Below are 20,648 nucleotides of genomic sequence, written 5' to 3' on the forward strand. Positions count from 1 at the left end.
GTTTCTCCTTTCACTGCCCTGAGGTAATGGTAAGTTCATGTAACGAAAGGTCCAGACTTTCCTGTGAAACTTCAACGGGGATCCACCCACGGACACTATTGATGAGCCATATATTTGTTGCCTCGATTATGTCTCTGCACGTTAATACCTTTTCCTCAAGAACTCCGTCATGCAAGAGCTGATTTCGTAATGTGCCTGCTAATAATCCGCTATCTCTGGGTGGAGTATATTTTTTACCCTGCTGCTCAATGACAACATTTCCTGTTGTGAATTCAGTAAGCTCCCTCTGCTCATTCCACAACAGAACATCATAGCCATCGCCACACGCCATACGATGAACATCGTACATGTCCCGATACGTGGTCTTGTGATATAAGAAGCGCTGACTGGAGAGAATTGGAGATTTCGCGAGAGCTACCGTCTGTGTTTCTTTTGTTTCAATAAGAGGCGTGCTCTCAACCGAAATTTGTCCTAATGGAGATAACAACACTCTGACCTTATGAAGGCCGGTTGAATGTTCGCTGGCATAAGCAGTCAGTTGGTTATGAATATCCTCTCTAATCGCCTCAAAGTTAAAATAGGTTGCAGAATCCATCATCCGGTCAAGGTGCCTTTCCAAGAGGGAATACTGCCCGTTCTCCAATCGAAGTGATTCCAATAATTCAAAATATGGCTTTTGTTCCGTTAGCATCAACGCTTTTGTTTTGGCCTCTGCATATTCATCCGAAGCTGTCGAATCCCAGGTGATGCCTCCGCCCACACCATATTCAGCCTGATTCCGCTGATGATCAACCCACACGGTCCGAATCGCTACATTAAAAACGCATGAACCATCCGGACTCAACATGCCAATCGATCCGCAATAGATCTCCCTTGGTGTATCTTCCAGTTCATAAATTAAGTCCATTGTGCTGATTTTCGGTGCCCCAGTGATGGAACCGCAGGGAAAGAGTGCTGAGAACATGTCCTCCAACTGTAGGTGCGACCTGGTATTTGCTGTAACGGTAGAGGTCATTTGAAACAACGTATAATATTTCTCAATATCAAAAAGCCTCGGGACATGCACACTTCCCGTCTCGGCAATAACACTAAGATCATTCCGGAGTAAATCCGTAATCATCACATTTTCAGCCCGATTTTTTGGGGATTGATACAGCCAGTCAGCCAATTCGTCGTCCTGTTCCTGGTAGAACCCCCGTTTCACTGTTCCTTTCATCGGACGAGTCTCCAGCTGATTTCCATTCTTTTTGAAAAACAATTCAGGTGAAGCGCTTAAAATACTAATATCACCGAGTTGCAGCATGGCTGAGTAATCGGCCTGTTGTGCATCACATAGCTTTGTATAAAAAGCGTAAGGATCACCCTCATATTCCGACCGAAGACGCATCGTATAATTGACCTGATAGGTGTCTCCCCGCGCGATGGCCTCGTGAATTTTATGTATATTCTGATGATAGGTCTTCTCTGTAACCGTTGGTTCCCATCCTGAGATGCGATATTCATCAGATGAAGATGCATAACCTGTATCATACCCTTCAAAAACACCAAACCATATGAGCGGTAAAGCCACATCTGAATGAACTCGAAAAGCGGGATCGAAAGCTGGCGCAGCCTCATAAGACACATAACCTACGGCATAATATCCCTTATCAACAGCGTCCTGAATCTGGCGCAACGCTGGTTTTACCTCTTCAATGGATGTCGCTTTAATGACTTCAACAGGATTTCTGAAGATTTTGCGCTGTTTACAACGATCCTCGCCTACAAAATCAAATAAGATATACGGATTGGCATCGGGTTGATTCATTCAAGAATACCTCCTTGAGAAGTTGGTTTAGAGCGTAACGAAACTTGAGTCGGATTCCGTCTTTTGTTGAGAACAGTTCTGCAGAAAGTTAGCCAGAATCTGTTTGCCGGATGGTGTAATAATGGATTCCGGATGGAACTGAACCCCTTCTATACTCCATTTCTTATGACGAAGCCCCATCACTTCCCCATCGCTGGACCATGCGGTAACTTCCAATTCTTCCGGGAGATCAGGATTGACAATAAGCGAGTGGTATCTTGCCACGTTCAGAACGGCAGGCATACCTTCAAACAACGTTTTACCATCATGCGAGATATCCGAGGTTTTGCCGTGCATCAGATGCCGGGCTGATTCCACTTTTCCTCCAAATGCCTGAGCAATAGCCTGATGGCCAAGACATACACCAAGAATTGGAATCTTTCCAGCAAAATATCGAATCACTTCAAGAGAAACTCCGGCGTTAGACGGATTAGATGGACCTGGAGAAATTACGATATAATCCGGCGATATCTCTTCCAATTCTTTTACCGTAATCGCATCATTACGATACACGTTTACGCTCTCACCCAAATCAGCGAAGTACTGCACAAGGTTATACGTGAAAGAATCAAAGTTATCAATCATGACGATCATAAGCAGGTATCCCTCCAATATTGTAATTCGAAAAAAAAGGATGACTTACGAGTTGAGAGACTGACTATTCGGTTTAAAACACCATGTATATAACCTTTTTGATTGAAGTTGTGTCAAAATATATCCTGAAATTCCAAAAAAACAGACTGTTCGGTTTAATTATGTTCGTTGTTTGTGATTTTAGCAGAGTATCACCCGTTATAGTTTTAGTGAAATTGAATCAGAGGTTTATCCTAGGAATAAGTGACTTGTAAAGGAGAAGCAAAGAGAACGTTGTCTGGTTGCCTTTTTGCGGTAAAAAATGGAAGTTATCTGAAGAGTTACATTATGTATCATGTAATTTTTATCATACGTTGGGAATTAAAGTGAAAATAAAGGCCCATTTCATAATAACCCATATTAAACAAGTATACCACTGTTCTTTTAAATATTTTGCACTTTTATAACTTATTATGTAAATTTTCAATATAAAATGAGTTTTTTTGTCTTTTTTATGAATCACTTTGAGCTAAAATTCACAAAAAAAACTGGCCCTCGGGATGTATGGATACATTCCTGATAAGGCCAGCCTCTATCACATCATACTTACAATCCAACCGATCCAATACGCAAATGGAATTAATAGCAACTGTGCTAAAACTGTACCGAACAAACGGGATACGAGCATGCAACCATAGATCTGGTTCATACGATCCAAACGGATCTCGCCACGTAATGATCGGTCACTGAGCAGGGAAATTCGCGGATCAATCAGGATGGTTAGCAAAATAGTCGCTATTCCGTTAATTAACCCGGTCGATTGGGATGCAGCTACAGCCTGCCCTGGATAAAGGTACGCTGCGTACAAACTGGACAGGACACCCGTGGTGTAGATTGCGGTTACCGCTACGTTCAGCATCATTAACCGTCTTGGCATCCCATGCTGTACCAATCGTTTGGCCATCTTCCAGGATGGCGGGGTAATGTAATATGCAGCATTTCTAATCTTGCTTCGCTTCAGCATACCTCGAACCATCGCAGGGATAGAACCAGCTTGTTCAAAATGTACGACCATTCTCGAAGACAGCTTAACCATGGTTGGGAAACATAGTATGGCTAATGCGGTTCCAATTGTTGCCGCACCCATTAACCAGTGCAGCTGTGCTGCAAAGTGTGGATTGGCTCCACGTGTTGCGGTATCCACCAGATTACCTACCATTGGACCCTGGGCCATATTCGATGTTCGAGAGACCAGCAGCAAAATACCTGCCAATGAAATGGCGAGCGCGATTCTGCGGGTGCGTAAACCACCAAGGCGGAGCGCATACGACAAGCTGTCTGCGGTATGAATCAGCATAGTGAACAACATAGGGATTGCCAGACTAAGACTAAACATATGTATGTACTCCTTTATCTTCCTGTTATTGAACTTATTTCTTTCCTGGACAGCATTATACTCCTGCAGCTTGCAAAAGTATAGAAACGAGATCCTTTGGATCATCGTTAATCACTACTACTCACCTTCCTGTATATCGTTTATTCCTCCCCTCAGAGGGTAATATACAACTAATCCATTATTGTACAGGAGGGGTTCATATGCCTTGGAACAAACAGGATTATCCGGTATCCATGAAGAACCTGGAACCACGTGTCAGACATAAAGCAATTGAGATTGCCAATGCACTGCTTGATGACGGGTATGAGGAAGGCCGCTCGATTGCCATAGCGACAGCTAAGGCAGAAGAATGGGATGAGAATCATCCCACACCGGAAAGTTCGAAATCGGACTCCACATCTTCTTCCGAACATTCCGAGCACAAAAAGTCGTCTTCCGCGGATCGTCGTCATTCTGAGCCCGTTTCTTCGTCCAAAAGTCATGACAACATCCATGTAGTGCCTACCGACTCTGGGTGGGCGATTAAGGAAGAAGGAAAGTCTTCCTATCTGTCCACATTCGATACGAAGGCAGAGGCTGTAGATAAGGCCAAAGAACTCAGTAGCCAACAAAATATTCGAGCGATTATTCATAATCAGGATGGTCAGATTGCTTCTTCGATCAAGCCCTGAATGAACCGGAAAACAATAAAATCCCTTTTGCTGCTGAAAAGCAGTCAAAAGGGATTTTATATGAATCAAGAACTGAATATGATGCATCCAGGTTATGGTTGTTCTGAAACGTATGGTCAATGGGATACCCCTCTAGCCACCGTAGTCCGTTGTGAAACAGCAGCAGCGTTAACTGCCTTGGCTGCAGCCGATGGCATCGGCAATTTCACAGCCGAAGTTGTAACCACGGTTCCGCGAGCCGGAACACTAACGACGTACGTGATGACTTTGCTGGCAATCCATACGGCCAGAATCGTATATAAAGTTTCTTTTACCGGAAGAAAGAAAAGCGACAATCCCAATACAAAAGCATCACTGACAAAGAAAACTGTTCCCAGCTTCCATCCCTTCCAGCGGCTAACCAGTACGGCGAGAATATCGTCTCCGCCTGTCGCTCCACCGAATCGAAGCACAATCCCAGCGCCTACTCCTGTCAATATACCGGATAGAACTGCCGGAATCCACAGATTTCCGTTAAACGACAATACCAGTGTGGAGTATCGTTCAAATCCGTCATAGAATAGGGAAAATGCACCGACGCCAAGCAATGCCTGAATCATGAATTTCCAGCCTTTGAGGAACCAAGCCAAGATCATGACCGGAATGTCCAGTAACAACATACCGATAGCAGGTGATAAACCTGTTGCGTATTTTCCGAGCAGGGCCAGACCAACAAATCCGCCCTCCGATAAATGATTCTGAAAGTTAATGTGATAATAGGCAAAAGCTAAAATAAATGTACCGAGCAGCATAATGGCGAATTTGATCGCCTCTGTTTTAACGTGTTGTAAGGTTAACGATGTTCTCTTCATTCAGGTTCCCTCGCAGTTTGTAGGTTGGTTTTTAGACCGACCGTACCCTGCAAAAGGCAAGCCTGGAAGAAATCATCGTGTACGTCCTTCGAATATTCATTCCAATCCCCTCTTTCGCAGAGTCAGCCGTTTTTTTGAACCGGTTGGTGTACTCTACAAGGGGCGCTATGTGTATGAGAGATCGTAACGTTTCCAGATCGTCCTTGGGGAGATTGTCCTTCGGGAACTCATGGTATCCTGATCCTTTCTGTTCTGTTGTGGTTAGCTGTGCTCAGTTAAACTGAAAAATAACTACAATGCATAAGCTTGAACATTTAATTGTACACTTACTACTTCGATTACAGTCCCCTCTTTCAGAAAGCTTTCAGGTGAACGCTTCGCTTCTACAGATGGGTTCTGCACTCTTCGTTCCTGTGTAAATTGTAAATCCAACTTACAGCAGTTGCAAGTTCATTCAGTTTAAACACCAAAGCTAACTTGCTTGTTCTTCTATTATATAACACCAACGTGACCGGGTCTAAACAGCAGACCCCTCAAAAACAGGCATAAAGCAGCCTTTGGACTGCTCCAGCAGTCATACGGCAACACCAGGATAAGCAATGCTTGCTAATGGTGCAACCTGCTCCTTTATTCTATGACCAAAGCTTCCAAAAATAACTGTCAGTCACCCAACTGTGACAAATTGGGGCCTTTTTTTATTTTCTTGCGCTTTTTAAAGGAATCATTTTCCTTTCATACATACACTATAACAAACGTAATCGGCTTATTCTTTGTCCAGTTCAGACGTTTCCAGACTTACTCTGCTGTTTATGGTATAATATAACAATTGAATCCCACTACCGTTTAAGCGAGGCGGATTGATGAAAACGTTAAAGCCAAGAGTCTTTATTGGCTGCTCGCTGGAAGCGAAGCCGATTGCAGCCGCAGTACACGAAAACTTACGTTTTTCAGCCGAAGTTACCCCTTGGTATTCCGGGGTTTTTAATCCAAGCAGCTATACCATGGACGATCTGGAAGTAGAGGTCCGTACGACTGACTTTGCCATTTTTATTTTTCATCCCGATGATATATCCAAAATTCGCGGGAAGTACTACGCGTCGGTCCGGGATAATACAATGCTGGAAATGGGTCTGTTTATGGGCCGTCTGGGACGAAAACGTATTTTTTTCATTCTTCCTGAGGATATTACAGACATCAAGGACACAACCAAGGTCGAAGGATTGCGTATGCCTACAGATCTGCTGGGGTTAAATCCACTCGTATATGAAATCCGTTCTGACAGAAAGTGGGCACCAGCCGTGTCCGTGGCATGTTCCAAAATCGCAGACAGTATTGAGGAACAAGGACGCTGGAGTGATCCAGAATTGGAAAACATCATTGAGAAGCATAAACGCACTGAGGGAGAAGCGAGGTTACAACTGCTCAAGTTGCTGCGGTTCTTTAGGGAATTGCTGCGTACACGCAAAGCAGATGCCAAGATGCTGGAGCGAATGAGCGATGCCTTGCGTACTGCCTTTGTCTCTCATCCTCCATTCGCTGTACGTGGCACAGCCATATACCGTACAAATGACAGTGGTTATATTGAGCAATTATGTGGTAATGTTGGAGAACCGGGAAGAAAGTATGACTTGTCCGCTAATGACGACAAACAACCGGATGATCCCAAGCGCATCCTGGTGATTGATTCTTACCGGGAGAATAAAATCAAGATCAACCTGTATGATGATTACCTTGAGAAAGAGTATCTGCTATGCTATCCTGTAGCCAAGAGGTATGTAATCACCGTTCACATTATTGGACATATTGAAGCGGATGAGGCGGTATTTCAGCAGATTGACCTACAGAATCGTCAACTGTTCAACGCCATCAACGATTTGTTAGGAGGCGAACCGGAATGAAACCGGAAACGAAAAAAATAAGCAAGCGCTGGGGCAACGAAAAAAAGGTACGCCTCAGTTCTGCGCCCGAATCATCACGACCGGTTCCGGAACCCAAGGAAGAAGATCGTTTCCACAAGCCGGCCGTACCGCTAACGACCATTGGGCCCTCCCTGAAGGGCAAGGAAAGACCTTATAAGGTCATCCTTGAAAAAGAGGCGTTCTACGAAAAGCCTCAATATCTTGCTTAATTTCTGAACACATCATCAAACCTGCCGCTGAATCGGCAGTATTCCATAGGCCCCGCCGCCCAAGGCAGGGGCTTTTTTGTTGCTCATTTGAAGTAGAGTGAACTGCTTTCTCTTGTGGTCATAGCGTCATCATATTAAGGCATGCCAGCCTTGAATGATTATTGCAATTCATTGCTTTATTCATTGCTTGTTATTACTTCTGTAAGAGACTGCATTACATAAGGCTTATTTGGTTTATGGCCTTAGGTTTCCTGCAAAACCCACAAATTATACCTAATTTTGGATCGGGCTTGTCCTTGAATCCTTAGCCTCATTCACGAAACTGTATCCTCAGGAAAATACGTAAGTGCTTGCTTCCAATATTTCTCGGTTGTATTGTGTATCTCCATTGCATATATTGATTATAATATAGGAACACATGTTCTGTAAATAACAAATTCCAATTAAAGGTTAAGGAAGTGAACATATGACATCCTCAACTTCCGCCCCATCCCCTGCGGATGAAGATCATCGTCTAATCAAAGGTTTGGTTGTACGTACGCTATTGCTGGATGTACTTGAACGAGATATTCGTACACTGGATACGCTGCTGCTGAAGATGCCTGAAGTCTACATTCTGTCGCTGACCCGCATTCAGAACAATGTGCTCAAGGAGATGTTGGTCCTTCGTAAACAGATGAGAACCCGTGGTGTCAAAGTACTGGAAGAGAAACGTAAAACCGAGGGTATCGAAACTCTGTATATGTGCAGGGGGTATTGGCAACGGTTTTATATGCTGTGGACATTCGCGCGCAATGAAGTCAAAAAAGAACTCAGTCGGCATCTGCAGATGGACTTGGCGCAGACTTGAATCAATTACAAAACGTCACTACCACCAATTGTTGATGTTCATTGCTGCTTTAAGTCTGAGCCTTAGAATATCCATGCACAGCAAAACAAGTTGACCACGGAAGGGTACGTTCATTAAGATGGAATAGAGATATCCAACCACTCCAATAAGGCATGAATTGATTGCAACCGGATATACTCTCAACGTCTTATCAATCAAGGAGCTGTACTTCATGGATTTGAATACCCATTCGATTAAACGAACACACGGACATACAGGCATTGCTTCAGATGTAACCGAACTGATTGGCCAGACACCTGCCGTTAAACTGAACCGACTCACAGGCAGTGACTCTGCTGACGTATACGTGAAACTGGAATACTTTAACCCGAGTGGCAGCGTCAAAGACCGTGCGGCCTATAACCTGATTGTTCAGGCTGAACAGGCAGGACTTTTGCTTCCCGGCGCAACCATTATTGAACCAACCAGTGGCAATACGGGCATCGGTCTTGCGATGAATGCCGCCGCCAAAGGATATAAAGCCATTCTAATCATGCCGGACAACATGTCCAAGGAACGCATCAACATTCTGAAAGCCTACGGCGCAGATGTGGTGCTCACCCCTGCTGCGGAGCGGATGCCCGGTGCGATCCGCAAAGCGAAAGAGCTTCAGGCGGACATTCCGGGAAGTTTCATTCCGCAGCAATTCGAAAATCAGGCGAACCCGGATATTCACCGGATCACGACGGCTCCCGAGATTATGCAGCAGATGGATGGCAGGCTGGATGCCTTCATCGCTACGGCGGGAACTGGCGGCACCATTACCGGGACGGGAGAAGAACTGCGCAAGCAGTTGCCCGATATCCGCATCTATGCGGTGGAGCCCAAAGGGTCTCCCGTGTTGTCCGGAGGCGAGCCAGGACCACACAAGCTCGTCGGTACAAGTCCGGGGTTCATTCCGGACATCCTGAATACCGACGTGTGGGATGCCATCATCCAGGTGTCCGATGAGGACGCACTGGATACGATGCGGCAGCTTGCTGCCCGGGAAGGGCTGTTGCTCGGCCCTTCCTCTGGGGCTTCGGTGTGGGCCTCCCTTCGCATCGCGAAGGAACTGGGGCCGGGGCACCGGGTGCTCTGCATTGCGCCGGATACCGGGGAACGGTATCTGAGCATGGGTATTTTTTAACAAAGACGCACTAGGAATTCAACAAAACGAAACATGTAAAAGAACAAAAATATCCTGAACAACGCAAAAAAGCCCTTGCTCCCCTACGAATGTTTAATCCGCAGAGAACAAGGACTTTATGAAGGCAACTATCACTTTTAAAAAATGTAAAAACATTAAAAAGTATATTCGCTATACCATTTAACACTATTAGTGTGTCAGGGTTGTCCATTCCACACCTTCAGGAAGCAGGGCCGCAATGCGGTCTTTGGCTTCCTTTTTGGTATACAGCGATTCATCAAGAATGACCGCGGAACCGGAATCTGTGCTTGTCCGAATCAGACGTCCGAGACCTTGCTTCACACGCAAGAGCATATACGGAAGATCGATCTCTTCGTATGGTGCTGCCGACGCACTGCGTTTCGCATTGAAGACAGGATCCTGTGGTGGATACGGAAGCGACCAGATCATGACATTGGATAATGACGGGCCTGGAACGTCCAGTCCTTCCCACAGATTAACGGAACACAGCACACTTTCCTCATCCTGCTGGAATGCAGCAATCAGATCACTGATCTCCCGATCGCCCTCATACATAAAGCGCAAACCTTCTGCTTCAGGTACATGAACGATGTCCTGCTTGAACGCACGGAGTTCTTCCATCGTACGGAACAGAATCAGCGCACGTCCTCCACTCTCCTGAAGCAACGACACCGCATCACGCAAGCGATTTTCGTTCTCCGGGTGACCCGGTACAGCTTCATCGGTAATTTTCATCTTCATTTTGTCCGCATAATCATACGGGGAAGCCACCGAGAACGATACAAAATCATCAATGCCCAGGCTGTCCGCCACATAACGGAATGAACTATCCACAGATAACGTTGCGGAGGAGAACACGATTGGAATACCTGTGTTGAACACACGCTCGTTCAGCATTTCCTTCACGGTGCGCGGCATGATCGATAAGGTCGTCTCATCCTCGCTCTCTTCCGCCCAGCAGATATAGCCGTCTTCCTTACGGAATAACGCAAGTGCAGACTGAATCATGTCCAAATGCTCTTCGACAACACGCATCTGATACCCATCCAGGGAGAACAATCCACTTTCAAATACCAATTCCTCACCGATCGCATCCAGCACACTCGTCAGACGTTCAATCTCACGCAGCAATGGCGGCTCTACCCGAACTTCTTTCCGTTCCGATCCCGGAATCGCCACCGTATACGTATCCAGCAACGCAAACAGTCGTTCACTGCTCTCAATCGCTTCATCTACACACTCCGCGAGGGATTCACGAATCTCTCCTTCTAACAGGCGAGTGACGAGTTCCTCAAAGATACGGTGTTTCAGCTTGTAGCTCAGTGCGTTCAGGGCTGCTTCTTCCAGCAAATGTCCTTCATCAAATACAACTGAGCTGTGATCAGGCAACAGTGGTAATTGTCCCTCGCGTTTGCGCGCATCATAGGTCCATACATGCTCCATGTAATAATCATGGGAACAGATGATGATGTCTTTGGAACGACGGTAATGGTCACGCGACAGCGTCAGGCCGCAACGTTGTCTTTTGGGACAAACAAAACAATCCTGGAACGGGTCCCAGTTGATTTTGTTCCACTGACGATCGTTCAGATGCGGATACTGTTTGCGGTCTCCATACGGATGGAAGGCTTGAAGCGTACCCGGCGTGTTCACAAAATCCGGCAGACTTTCATGCACTTCTTCAATAACAGGCGCATCCTCATCCGCAAATCGCACCGCACTTAATTTGTTCAGACAGACGTATTGGTCTGGTGACTTGCCCAGACGTGCGTCCACTTCCAGATCCAAATGTGCAGCCAGCTTCGCAATATCCCCGCCGGGCTTCACAAGCTGTTCAATCAAGGACTCATCGGCACAAGCAATCACAGCCGGTTTGCCCGTATAACGTGCATAACAGACCGCGTAGAGCAGATAGACTAACGTCTTGCCTGTTCCGACACCGGCCTCCGCCATAATGGTCTTTTTATCTCCATAGGCCCGTTCGAGCTGGTACGCCATAAAAATCTGTTCATCCCGTACCTCGAAGCCGGACTCTGGCAAAATATCGTAAAAAACATCGGCAACCCATTCTCCCAGACGGGATACAAAAGGTTCAGCCGGATCATATGCAAAAGGATAACGTTGTGTAGACAATCCTAGGTCAGCCTCCATTCTTAGACGCGGTCCTCTTTCATTTTCCGTTCAAAAAAGGCCGCAGGGCAAAAGTTAATTATCGCACGCGGCGAGGCGGGTGACAAGCTTTTTTTGCTAGGTTATTTGCGAGATCTAATGTATAGAACCTGCCTACAGGGAAAATATATACAAGAATCCACTATAAGGAAAGGCGGTGCTCCATGGATAATCAGTCTTCACAACCTGAGCATTCCTCAGACACAGCGGCAGACACATTAACAGACCGTCAGGGTCACCCCATCACAGACAACCAGAACGTACGAACGGTGGGCAGCCGTGGACCGACCACGCTGGAGAACTATCATTTTCTTGAAAAGATCACTCACTTCGACCGTGAACGTATTCCAGAACGGGTGGTTCATGCCCGCGGGGCTGGCGCTCATGGCGTATTTAAAGCGTATGGAACGGCTGGTGATGAGCCGGTATCGAAGTACACACGTGCACGTCTGTTTCAGGAAAAAGGAAAAGAAACCCCCGTATTCGTTCGATTCTCAACGGTTATTCATGGTGGGCATTCTCCCGAGACGCTGCGTGACCCGCGCGGCTTTGCGGTGAAATTCTATACCGAAGATGGCAACTGGGATCTCGTCGGCAACAACCTGAAAATCTTCTTCATTCGCGACCCGCTCAAATTCCCGGATATGGTACATGCCTTCAAGCCAGACCCGTTGACCAATGCACAGGATATGGAGCGGTTTTTCGATTTTGTCTCGCTAAGTCCTGAAGCTACCCATATGGTGACGTTCCTGTTCTCCCCTTGGGGTATTCCGGCCAACTATCGTCAGATGCAAGGATCAGGCGTGAATACATACAAATGGGTGAACCAGGACGGCAAAGGCGTGCTCATCAAATACCACTGGGAACCGCTCAATCAAGGCATTCGCAACCTGCTGCAAAAAGATGCCAGCGAGATTCAAGGGCAGAATTTTAACCATGCCACGCTGGATCTGTATCATGCCATTGAACAAGGGGACTATCCCGAATGGGAGCTGTGCGTTCAGGTGATGGAGGATGGCGAGCATCCGGAGCTGGATTTTGACCCGCTGGACCCCACCAAGCTGTGGCCACAGGATCAGTTTCCATTTCTGCCTGTAGGCAAAATGACGTTGAATCGCAATCCCGAGGATTATTTCAATGAAGTGGAGCAAGCGGCATTTGGCACAGGTGTATTGGTGGATGGGCTGGATTTCTCGGATGACAAGCTGCTGCAAGGACGCACCTTCTCCTATTCGGATACCCAGCGTCACCGGGTCGGTGCGAACTATCTGCAACTGCCTGTGAATGCACCGAAGAACCGTGTTGCGACCAATCAAAGCGGCGGACAGATGCAATATCAGGTGGATCGTGCACCGGGGCAGAACCCGCATGTGAACTATGAACCTTCGTCTCTTGGTGGCTTAAAGGAAGCGTCCCCTCGTGGCAAGGAACATGAACCACTGGTGGAAGGTCGACTTGTCCGTGAGAAGATTGAGCGTACCAATGACTTTGGACAAGCAGGTGATACGTATCGGGCATTCGAGGATTGGGAGCGGGATGAGCTGATCAGCAACATGGTCGGCGCATTGGCCCAATGCAAACCGGATATCCGGGAGCGCATGATCTCACATTTTACCCAAGCTGATGCGGATTACGGGCGGCGCGTCTCTGAAGGATTGGCTTCTGTACCAACCGATGATAGTGCGACAGTCCAACCGAAACATGAACCAAGCGTGGAGCAAGCAGAGAAACGCAGTCGTGAGACGGATGGTTATTAAGGTAGCTGGACCGCGTTTAGACTGATAAGCCTGACACGGTTAAAGCATGTGTGTAAATATTTGGTGAGTATTTTTAGTAAGCAAATTGCATTCCTGATCGTCAAGTTGCCAGTTGCAGCTGCGATCAGGTCTTTTTCGTATTTAACTTGGGTGTAGTCTTCACTTAGGATGTATGTTGCTATTTATTTTAAATTATATGAAGTTCATAGGAGTGGATCAAAGGTAAAACGGATGCTCTGAGGATGGAAAAGCGGGTTTCGTTACGTTCATTTCAGATGATTCTTCGTTAAATGAGAGCTATCACCCAATGGAAAGATTACATAAATCCAGTGATATTAGAGGCATGGGAAGCTTCCAGGCCCGACCTGCCTGCATGTAACTCCATCTGATCAGATGATTATTGATGATGACGCTTACAACATTTACCATAAACCTGTGTCCTGGAGATTGTACCTGACCAGGGGCCTGACTTATTTCATTTTAATCTTGGTCTGGTACTCGTCTACCACATGCTCTTCATTCTATTCCCAATTAACCAAGGAGGTTTACGTAATGAAATTATTCCCATCCACATCCACTCATGCATCTGCCCGATCCGAACGTTCACTGAAATCGAAAATGGCCCAGATCTGTCTGAGCGCCGCGTTCCCTCTTTTACTGATTGGTGGTGGGTCGGTTGGAGCTGAGGAACTGATTGAGAGCAGCTTGCAAAATCCCTCTGAATCGGTGGCGACTTCGAATATCGCACTTGCTGCTGGTGATCTGTATGTGTCTCCTGGCGGCTCAGCTAGCAATCCGGGTACGATCAACAGTCCAACGTCACTGGCTAACGCATTGACCCAGATCGCACCAGGCAAAACGATCTATCTACGCGGCGGTACCTATAACTTCTCCCAGACCATTACCATTGAACGTGGCAACAGCGGCACATCGAGCCAACGTAAAAACCTGGTGGCGTATGGATCGGAAAAACCGGTCTTTGATTTCTCCGCTCAAGCCTTCGCTTCCACCAATCGTGGACTGCAAATGTTCGGAGACTACTGGTTCGTCAAAGGGCTTGAGGTGAAGGGTGCGGGTGACAACGGCATCCTCATCGGAGGCAGCTACAACCGCCTGGAGCAGATCGAAGCCCATCACAACCGGGATACGGGTATTCAAATGGGACGTTATGCTTCCACGGCTGCCAAGAGTGAATGGCCCGCATATAATGAAGTGATTCGTTCGTACTCCCACAACAACTATGATCCGGATGACGGCGAGGATGCAGACGGTTTTGCGGCCAAACTGACCGTAGGCCCGGGCAATGTCTTCGACGGTTGTATTGCGGCCTATAACGTGGACGATGGCTGGGATCTGTATAGCAAAATGGATACAGGTGCCATTGGCGCGGTCACAATCCGTAACAGCATCGCCTACGCTAACGGTGCAACCGCAGACGGTACTTCTACCTCCAACAGTGATGGCAACGGCTTCAAGCTGGGCGGTGAGAAGATTGCAGTGAATCATATCGTTGAGAACAACATTGCGTTTAATAATAAAAAGCACGGCTTCACCTACAACAGCAATCCCGGTTCGATCCAGATGAAAAATAACACCTCCTGGAACAACGGGCAAAGCAATTTTGCCTTTGATGTAGGCACCCACATCTTCACCAACAACCTGTCCTTTCAAGGCGGCGCCAGCGACAAAACAAGCGGAACCGACGTCAGCAGCACCAACGTTTGGTGGAAGAACAAAAAGAGCGTCAACGACAAAGGCCTGCTCGCCAGCGCAGCCGACTTTGTCTCCCTTGTACCTTCGGTAACACGTAGCGCGGACGGAACGCCTGTCTTGGGTAATTTCCTGAAGCTTGCAGGTGGTAGTGATCTGATTGGCTCGGGTACACCGTCGGGTACGAATATTGGGGCACGGTAGGTTGGAGTTTGAGTAGGACATGTGTGTTGAGTGCACATGTAGATTAAAAGATGCTACGGAATAAACATAAAATCCCCATCTCTATGCCAGCCAGATTGCCGGTGTTGGAGAAGGGGATTTTTGAGTTGCTATGCATACCCTGCTGACTTATGAAATTGATAGATACTCACGTTTTGCCTAAAACCTCGATCATCAGTCTACCGCCTGTGCGAAAACCTTGCTCAAACGCCGCTTCCACATACATAGACGTGGATTGTCCGATCAAGTCGATCAGTTGTTCCAAGGCATCGTATTCGTTCTCGGTAAGCTGTGTTTTGTAGTCCTTCATCAGGTCCGATATCTGGCGATTGATTTCTTGATACTCTTCTTGCTCAGGATGAATTGACTCGTCCAACCGCAGGTTTCCGTGAAACAAATCCTCGATCAGGTTTGACATGTTATCTTTCATGGTAAGGTCACCTCAGGAAGATTGTAACTCAAAGGATAAGGTGAGATGGGGATTTAGCGGGAAATCCGCTAAGTATATATTAATACCAAAATCCTCCGTAAAGCTCTTAGGTCTAAGCCCTACTCGAAAATGAGATAACCTATCCAGGCTTGTATTGCTTTACGATTCAAATGTTGTTTTATCGGGAAATGTTCCATTTTCTCTATATAGACATCTTGTCAATCTTTGAGCTGCTCTATCGAAATAAAACTTCGATTCGTTTTTAGCGTTTACTACTGGCTCCACTTCTTGAATGGTTTCCTTCTTTTTATTTAGTTCAATCTTACCCATGATGTTCATTTGGACCAAACCGATAAATTACCTTTTCATCATCTTCATAATCTTTCAATAATAATACAAAGGAAGCCATTAATTTCCCCTCAGTCACATTTGAGATGATGTCTAGACATTTATTTACTCTCAAAATCTTTAACTTGCTCAATCTTTTGTGCGAAATCACAAGCATCCTGAAAATCTTTTTTTGTATAAAGTTCGGTTAACTCATTTGCCTCTTCCTGCCAATCGGGTCCATACTGTAAAAGGTAATCGGTAAACCATTCATAGTAGGACAGGTTGGATGGATTCAACAGAATCAATCTTTGATACATCTTTATCACACAAGGGATCGGTAGAAAAAAATGCGTAAGCTCATAATTAATGGCTTCTAATAAATGATCTGAGTTGTTCGTATGATCTATCTCAGATAGCAATTCATTGGATAGAGATTCTACAGTCTCTCTCGTTGTTTTTAATTCTGACTGATCTAATTTCGACCAATCCTGGTCAATCAACTGATGCAACTCTTCCACTGTCTTCTGTATAGTCAAGGTAAATGTCCCCTTTATTTTTTATTTAGGATAATAGGTAGAGACCCTTAAAGTACCATCAGGCGTTTGTGTTACGGTATAACCCATCGTTTTCTCATTTACTTGAATGGTTCGCTCAATCGTTTTAGGAGGTCTAGGGAAATCAATATTTGCCTTATTGGCTAATTCCATATCTTTAAGTATAACGGATTCAATCTGATCCATGGTGCCAATATCTTGAGCATTTCCTGTTCGATGCCCACTTCCACGGTAACCATGTCCACTATTAATTTCTACTTTAGTTCCGTCTATTTCAAAGGTACGTTTTAGTGCATCACCTTCCCCTTTAGTCCCAAGTGGTTTCAATTTAACTTCTCCGATATCAGGAACCTGTCCTGTAACCCCAGAACCACTCTTTTGTCCATTCGTTTTCCTCACTTCAGCCGCTTCCAAATTCTTTTTAATCTTCGCCACAGCTGGATGAGAAGAAGGCAAGCGAAACGGACCTTTGCCACCCGGCATAATACCGCGAACCATCTGAAATGCCATAAATAGCTGGCTGAACTTTAGAGAAGTTAACATCATCTGAGCATATTTATCGGATACAGGCTCGCCTGTGAAGGGATGAATTCCATTTTCAAAAGCTTTGATCTGCATCGCATAAATATCTTCCCCTGGCGCTTCAGCATCCGTAGCTTGCATCCGATTAAAATCCAAATGCCCCTGATCCTTCTTATATGCCTGCAAGGCTACCTGATCCGTAACACCATTCTCATTCACAGGCATCCACATCAGCTTCCCAAACATATTGACTTGTGCCATCCGGTAGCCCTTATCATCCGAACCGGCATAATATCTTGAGGTCTCCATCATTACTCCCGCACCTAGAGCACCAACAGCACTGCCAAGACTCACTTTTTCAGCATCGACATTCTCAAACCACATGGCGATATCCTTGAGTTCCTTGGAGATGCCCACCATACTCTCCAGCGCCTTCTGCAATACAGGGCGCGACTGCTCAAATTCATAGTAGAATCGCTCCTGCGTCACACCCAGCCACATCTGCTGAAGGAACATGATCTGTCTTGTGAGATCTTCTCGTATATGCTCAAATTGTTGTCTCGCCTGATCCACTTGATTCGACACGTGATGTAGTTGCTCCGGGGTAACTTTAATGGTACTCATCCATTTTCACCGCTCATCCAATATATGGTAAAACCATGTTAGCAGAAGTTTAATGGCAATTACATCCGGCTAACCTCCTGATTTCATGCATGAATCTACGCTCAGAATGATTTATATCCGTCCTTCAGCCCCATAGGATCTCTTTGTAGGTATATATTGTTCCTGAGGATTGTCCTTCAATTTAACGACTAAAGGATACTATGGCAATTTACTGCGATGAGCAGCATGATTTAATAAATAATAGAATTAATGAAATACTTGACTTAAAGTGATAGATAGAGGTACTATATGTTTGTATAAATGGAATATATTACAATTTAAATATCTATTTTGAAATCTTATATTTTCACCATGAGTATCAGGGCCTACCATAACTAAGATATCAATACTTTAAAAATGAGTTTACCATTTTGTCTGCAACACATAATCATTGGCAGGCATTCATTTTACATATACATTCCTACTTCATAGAGTTTTCTAGCCTGTAGAGTTCTGCCATTTTCATAAGAGAGGAGGGCAAGAAGCTTTAATCTGCAAGCAGGTCTATTTGTCGTAACCGCATGTTTTTGTAAAAGAATACCCATAACAAGAAAGGTGGAATTTATTGCTATGAGAAAATTGTTCAGTTTAACTCTTATTCTTGTTCTAGTGCTTTCGTTTAATGTTGCTGCTTATGCAGACGGTGACGTGACTCAAGCCAAACCGTTGACAAAGGAAGAAATTATTAATTCCAAAGAATTCCGTGAAGCTGTGAAAGCGGCTAAGGCTGAATTTGAATCGCAGAAGGCTGATAATGCGGGTGGTCCAGTTCTGTTTGCGCCTGCTCCGAAAGTATCTCACATTAATGTATACGGTGTCGTATCTCCGAATGGCGGTCAAGAAATTTACGGCTTCAATAACAACCCACTGTCCACAACCAATGATCATGGTGGGGCTTGGATTCAGTGTATTACGTTCCAGATCGGTTATGACAGTAGTCACTACGGCAAACTCGCTGGCAATACTATGACAAACAACTGGTCTGAAGCTATTGATCTGGACGGTGATCGTGTCGTAGATGCTTTTGCCCATTCTTGGGTTTATGAATCCCCTAATACAACAGGCGGACAATTTGTAGGTACGGTCTATTCCATTAACATTCCAACACAGTGGACCGCTTGGATTAATGTTCGTTAACAGGAAGGATGTAATCTGAATATTGGAGGAATTGGCTATCCTGGTTCTATCATGAGGAATACGGGAAGTAAGCCCAAAGGCTCATCAGCTTCGGATACGAATCGGATCGCACCTAAGCGACTTTGGAACGAGCTAATCATCCGTTAACAAGAGCTAAAGGCTCAGTCCAACTTGAATTAGAAAAGCATTTTTAGAGTCTTTTTTATCGCATCTGGATTGATGGACACGGATTTGTTGCCAGATCAGGCGCAGGGATATAACTCCCTGCGTCTTTTCTTATTGTGGACATTAATGGCGCGACTTTGTACAGGAACCCGCCATTACACAGAAGGCTTCTTTCCCACTGCTTGTATGAAAACAAACGTACTCTCGTCAGATCGTTCTTCTGAAAAAGCGAAATTCAAACGATCAAAGTTTCTTACGCCCTTCACATCTGTAATCTTGTGCTCTGCCATATACCGTAACATCTCACCTGTGGCCATTTTAGCCCAGGTTGCCTTTTCAACCAGATTCCCATTGACTATTTGTCCGAATACACATGTAATGAACCGGCTTTCCTCACTCAGAAACGGCAAAATATTTTTGCTATACTCTTTGGAAGCCAGATTCAGAATACAGTTGCTTTCCGATTGAAGCTGATCTGCCAGCTTGCTGTCCCAGAATTGATAGAGCGTTTTGAAACCCGGACCTTGCAGCTTGCCCTGCATCTCCAAACGATAAGGGGATATCCCATCCAAAGACCACAATATGCCATAAAAGCCGGATAATATACGTAAATGCTGTTGAAGATACGCCAGTTCCTCATGTTGAAAAACACCCGAAGCCATATATTGATACTGAATGCCCTCATAGGCATAGATGGCTGCCGTAAGATTTGCTTTTATATTCATATTCCGAATCCGCTCCTCGTTCTGTTCGGCAATTGCATCGTTACACTTCCACAACGCTTGAGTTCAGCTCTCCTCGCTAGCAGGTGAAATAATAATCCTTACCATGCTGATTCATCCTTTAATTCAGCAAAGTTTTATAATTCCAATTTGAAGGGCATTTTTTTATCGTGGTACTTCAAAAAGAACTACAAAAATGAACAAGCCAGCCCACTACCGGACTGGCTTGTTCATCAAAATTAAAGAACGCATCATCAATTTTTTTTGTTAGCATTTTATATTTTTTTGTAATATTTAATTCTCTGCGGAGCGATTAAAACAAACCATTAGGTTCTAATACAGTCCACTTCCAATTTGGATCCCATTCAGTGGTTAAAGCTATTATCATTTCAGTGTCCATATCTAATGGAATAGCTTTCTTTTCAGCTTTACAGAAACATCTTTTACAATTAAATTAACTTGATTTTTCTCTGTGACATATTAATTAATTTGATATTGTACTAGTACTTCTGATCAGATATGTAACTAACCGTATCACTTTCTACTTGATCTGATTTCACCGTATTTTGTAATGCAGTTACAAAAGCTGGAGTACAGAACAACAGTATAAAGATGAACACTCCCCCCACAATCATGGTATTTACACTTAACTGAGCATTCCATTTCCTTATGAGAATCACAATCGAAATTATATTAACAATAAGTGAAGGTATTCCATAGAAAAGAATGATCGGTATACCAACCAAATCTAGTGATCTTTGAA

The 20,648-nt window shown here is 45.1% G+C and carries 17 protein-coding genes and 1 pseudogene; 8 read left to right on the plus strand and 10 right to left on the minus strand.

Translation table 11 applies throughout. The features are described from left to right. Positions 1–10 precede the first annotated feature (10 nt). From pabB to ABTV53_RS18500, 3 genes are all read right to left on the minus strand, one after another. Positions 11–1,807: an aminodeoxychorismate synthase component I gene (pabB, locus tag ABTV53_RS18490; RefSeq protein ID WP_433745084.1), complete on the minus strand. Its 1,797-nt coding sequence runs from the start codon at positions 1,805–1,807 to the stop codon at positions 11–13. Positions 1,808–1,834: 27 nt separating this feature from the next. Further along, on the minus strand, positions 1,835–2,440 hold the full coding sequence (locus ABTV53_RS18495) for an anthranilate synthase component II (RefSeq protein ID WP_433745086.1): 606 nt from the start codon (positions 2,438–2,440) through the stop codon (positions 1,835–1,837). A 574-nt stretch (positions 2,441–3,014) separates the two neighbouring features. Next, positions 3,015–3,815, minus strand: a complete 801-nt coding sequence (locus ABTV53_RS18500) for a lipid II flippase Amj family protein (protein ID WP_433745089.1) — start codon at positions 3,813–3,815, stop codon at positions 3,015–3,017. Positions 3,816–4,015: 200 nt separating this feature from the next. On the opposite strand from ABTV53_RS18500, the gene ABTV53_RS18505 reads away from it, so the two are divergent. Then, the gene (locus ABTV53_RS18505; protein ID WP_433745091.1) at positions 4,016–4,486 is read left to right on the plus strand and encodes a DUF2188 domain-containing protein; all 471 of its coding nucleotides are present in this window, start codon (positions 4,016–4,018) and stop codon (positions 4,484–4,486) included. A 116-nt stretch (positions 4,487–4,602) separates the two neighbouring features. Here ABTV53_RS18505 and ABTV53_RS18510 read toward each other — a convergent pair whose 3' ends face one another. After that, entirely contained in the window at positions 4,603–5,337 is a 735-nt protein-coding gene (locus tag ABTV53_RS18510; protein ID WP_347386666.1) for a YitT family protein, read from the minus strand. Positions 5,338–6,197: 860 nt separating this feature from the next. Between ABTV53_RS18510 and ABTV53_RS18515 the strand changes: the two genes are divergently transcribed. The 4 genes from ABTV53_RS18515 to cysK all read left to right on the plus strand — a co-directional run bounded on the left by ABTV53_RS18515 (position 6,198) and on the right by cysK (position 9,483). After that, on the plus strand, positions 6,198–7,235 hold the full coding sequence (locus ABTV53_RS18515) for a nucleotide-binding protein (protein ID WP_433745095.1): 1,038 nt from the start codon (positions 6,198–6,200) through the stop codon (positions 7,233–7,235). Continuing rightward, on the plus strand, positions 7,232–7,465 hold the full coding sequence (locus ABTV53_RS18520; RefSeq protein WP_091018200.1) for a hypothetical protein: 234 nt from the start codon (positions 7,232–7,234) through the stop codon (positions 7,463–7,465). The genes ABTV53_RS18515 and ABTV53_RS18520 overlap by 4 nt, the downstream gene beginning before the upstream one ends. 466 nt (positions 7,466–7,931) lie before the next feature. After that, positions 7,932–8,315 (plus strand): hypothetical protein, encoded by a 384-nt coding sequence (locus ABTV53_RS18525; RefSeq protein WP_433745098.1) that lies wholly within the window; start codon positions 7,932–7,934, stop codon positions 8,313–8,315. 211 nt (positions 8,316–8,526) lie between these two features. Continuing rightward, positions 8,527–9,483 carry a cysteine synthase A gene (cysK, locus tag ABTV53_RS18530; protein ID WP_433745101.1) on the plus strand — a complete coding sequence of 319 codons (957 nt, stop codon included), beginning with the start codon at positions 8,527–8,529 and terminating at the stop codon, positions 9,481–9,483. Between the two features lie 189 nt (positions 9,484–9,672). Here cysK and ABTV53_RS18535 read toward each other — a convergent pair whose 3' ends face one another. Next, entirely contained in the window at positions 9,673–11,637 is a 1,965-nt protein-coding gene (locus ABTV53_RS18535) for an ATP-dependent DNA helicase (RefSeq protein ID WP_433745104.1), read from the minus strand. 200 nt (positions 11,638–11,837) lie between these two features. Between ABTV53_RS18535 and ABTV53_RS18540 the strand changes: the two genes are divergently transcribed. After that, a complete protein-coding gene (locus ABTV53_RS18540; RefSeq protein WP_433745106.1) occupies positions 11,838–13,430 on the plus strand; it encodes a catalase in 1,593 nt (530 codons plus the stop codon). A gap of 552 nt (positions 13,431–13,982) precedes the next feature. Then, positions 13,983–15,344, plus strand: coding sequence for a right-handed parallel beta-helix repeat-containing protein (locus tag ABTV53_RS18545; protein WP_433745109.1), 1,362 nt, complete (start codon positions 13,983–13,985; stop codon positions 15,342–15,344). A gap of 166 nt (positions 15,345–15,510) precedes the next feature. On the opposite strand, the gene ABTV53_RS18550 is transcribed toward ABTV53_RS18545, so the two are convergent. The 4 genes and pseudogenes from ABTV53_RS18550 to ABTV53_RS18565 all read right to left on the minus strand — a co-directional run bounded on the left by ABTV53_RS18550 (position 15,511) and on the right by ABTV53_RS18565 (position 17,822). Next, positions 15,511–15,792, minus strand: a complete 282-nt coding sequence (locus ABTV53_RS18550; protein WP_433745112.1) for a DUF6809 family protein — start codon at positions 15,790–15,792, stop codon at positions 15,511–15,513. Positions 15,793–15,951: 159 nt separating this feature from the next. Further along, positions 15,952–16,201, minus strand: a pseudogene (locus ABTV53_RS18555) (hypothetical protein). Between the two features lie 40 nt (positions 16,202–16,241). After that, the gene (locus ABTV53_RS18560) at positions 16,242–16,658 is read right to left on the minus strand and encodes a hypothetical protein (protein ID WP_433745115.1); all 417 of its coding nucleotides are present in this window, start codon (positions 16,656–16,658) and stop codon (positions 16,242–16,244) included. Between the two features lie 21 nt (positions 16,659–16,679). Next, positions 16,680–17,822 (minus strand): WXG100 family type VII secretion target, encoded by a 1,143-nt coding sequence (locus ABTV53_RS18565; RefSeq protein WP_433745117.1) that lies wholly within the window; start codon positions 17,820–17,822, stop codon positions 16,680–16,682. Between the two features lie 609 nt (positions 17,823–18,431). Between ABTV53_RS18565 and ABTV53_RS18570 the strand changes: the two genes are divergently transcribed. Beyond that, positions 18,432–18,998 carry a DUF4879 domain-containing protein gene (locus ABTV53_RS18570; RefSeq protein WP_433745119.1) on the plus strand — a complete coding sequence of 189 codons (567 nt, stop codon included), beginning with the start codon at positions 18,432–18,434 and terminating at the stop codon, positions 18,996–18,998. 320 nt (positions 18,999–19,318) lie between these two features. On the opposite strand, the gene yaaA is transcribed toward ABTV53_RS18570, so the two are convergent. Next, a complete protein-coding gene (gene yaaA, locus ABTV53_RS18575; RefSeq protein WP_433745122.1) occupies positions 19,319–19,942 on the minus strand; it encodes a peroxide stress protein YaaA in 624 nt (207 codons plus the stop codon). Between the last annotated feature and the right edge of the window lie 706 nt (positions 19,943–20,648).

This window comes from Paenibacillus amylolyticus (genome assembly GCF_050990605.1).
GTDB lineage: Bacteria > Bacillota > Bacilli > Paenibacillales > Paenibacillaceae > Paenibacillus > Paenibacillus amylolyticus_H.